Origin of the sequence: Collinsella sp. AM23-17 (assembly GCF_003470945.1) — a bacterium.
Lineage (GTDB): Bacteria > Actinomycetota > Coriobacteriia > Coriobacteriales > Coriobacteriaceae > Collinsella > Collinsella aerofaciens_O.
Genome location: NZ_QRHU01000047.1, coordinates 1 through 1,804, shown reverse-complemented (window position 1 = coordinate 1,804; position 1,804 = coordinate 1). Strand labels below are relative to the sequence as shown.

3 protein-coding genes are annotated in these 1,804 nt (G+C 58.8%); all 3 read right to left on the bottom strand.

From position 1 onward, the window contains the following. The coding region (locus tag DW645_RS09780) for a PTS sugar transporter subunit IIC (protein ID WP_147325448.1) at window positions 1–587 on the bottom strand (587 nt) is incomplete at its 3' end. 58 nt (window positions 588–645) lie between these two features. Then, window positions 646–1,128 carry a PTS sugar transporter subunit IIB gene (locus DW645_RS09775; RefSeq protein WP_117565058.1) on the bottom strand — a complete coding sequence of 161 codons (483 nt, stop codon included), beginning with the start codon at window positions 1,126–1,128 and terminating at the stop codon, window positions 646–648. 57 nt (window positions 1,129–1,185) lie between these two features. Then, a complete protein-coding gene (locus DW645_RS09770) occupies window positions 1,186–1,605 on the bottom strand; it encodes a PTS sugar transporter subunit IIA (RefSeq protein ID WP_117565057.1) in 420 nt (139 codons plus the stop codon). Between the last annotated feature and the right edge of the window lie 199 nt (window positions 1,606–1,804).

Here is a 1,804-nt window from a genome sequence, read left to right as displayed (position 1 = left end):
AGGCGGCCGAGCATGGCGAAGCCCATGGCCGGCAGGATGTTGGCGGCAACGCCAAAGCCAGCAAGGACAAAGGGCGGGATGAAGTCGAGCATGCCCTGGATGGCGTCAGCACCCAGATAGAACGACAGCGAGCACAGCAGGAACGCCATGATGATACCGGTCAAACCGATCAGGAAGTGCATCGCATAGACACCCTTAAGGTTGCCCTGGCCGGAGAAGACATCAGCGCGGTCAACCAGAATCGGCAGGGCGGCGTTGAGGATGTTCTTGATGGCAAGGCACAGCGTGGCGATGGGCATAGCGAGCGCGATGGCTGCCTCGGTGCTCTGGCCCAACTGGATAGCGAAGGCGCAGGCGAGCACGCCGCCGATCGTCTCATCAGGCGGCACGTAGGCGCCGATGGAGATCGAGCCCATGAACAGAAGCTCCAGGCTGGCGCCGATCGCGAGGCCGGACTGCAGGTCCCCCAGCACCAGGCCCACGAGCGGGCACAGGACGATGGGGCGGAACGCATAGAGCGTACCGAGCTGGAAGTCGAACTTACCAAATGCGGCGATAAGTCCGATGAGGATTGCTTGGGTAAGCATATATCCCCCTTTCCTAATAGGACACTACGAAGAGCTCAGACTCTTCGAAATTGAACGCCTAGAGCACGCTTGCGCAGTCAACCTTGGGGTCATCGGCCAGAGGACGGATCTCGACCTCGACGCCGTTGTTCAGCATCTCACGCACATCGGCCTCCTCGGCTGCAGTCAGGAAGATCTGACGAGAGACCTGACGAGCATCGGGGCGCTTCTCGTCCTTGGGCTTGGTGTTGCCCAGGTTGACCGACTTGATCTGCGGGCAGCCTTCAACAAGCTGCTTTGCCTCAGCGATGGTGGCGACACAGATAATCATCTTGTATTTGTCAGTCACACCCGAGTTAATGGCCTCGATGGCATTCGCCATATCCTTGATGACGAGCTTGCAGCCGGCAGGCTTGCCCATCTTGAGCGTCGTCTTCCACACCGGGTCGTTGGCGACCTTATCGCCCACGCAGAAAATGCAGTTGGAGCCAAGGCCCTGGACCCAAGAGACCGCGACCTGGCCATGAAGCAGGCGATGGTCGACGCGAAGTAGCTGAATCATAATGTGACCCCCCAAAGGTCTTGTGCCGTCTTACGGCGTGTCAGTAGGTGCTGCGGATTAGAACTCTTCTTCCTCTTCGTCATCGACCAAAAGATCGTTGACAAACTTCACGCGCGTATCGTCCGCAGCGACGATGGCGCGAATCGTCTCCTCAACCGGCGCCGACTCGTCAGAGAACAGCAGCTGGATAAGCAGAGGAAGGTTCATGTTGGTAACGAGGTACGTGCGGGGACGCGTCTGGACGATCTTGGTGAACTCGTTGTTGACGCTGCCGCCAAAGAGGTCGGTGCAGACAACGACATCATCGTCGGCAGCCATGCCTGCCAGCAGTTTTTGGGCCTCCTCGGCCACGTCCATGCGGTCATCGACGAACATCGAAAGATCGTGGACGTTGTCGCGAGCGCCCGAGAGCAGCTCGACACTCTCCTTGATGCCGGTAGCGAAGTGCGCATGGCTGGCGATGATGTACTGCCTCATTCTGTGTTCCTCTCAATAGCCCGGCGCGTTCCCGCACCCGTTTTCTTTAGTAGTCGAACTGGTGATAGTAGCGACGATACTTGAGGTTGTGCTTGGTGACCGTCTCGTAGTAGCGAGCCAGGCGGTCGGTAACGAGCACCGTCAGAATCCACGGAGACACGATGACGCGGAACTCGTCGTCAAGGCCGGGGATCGCGAA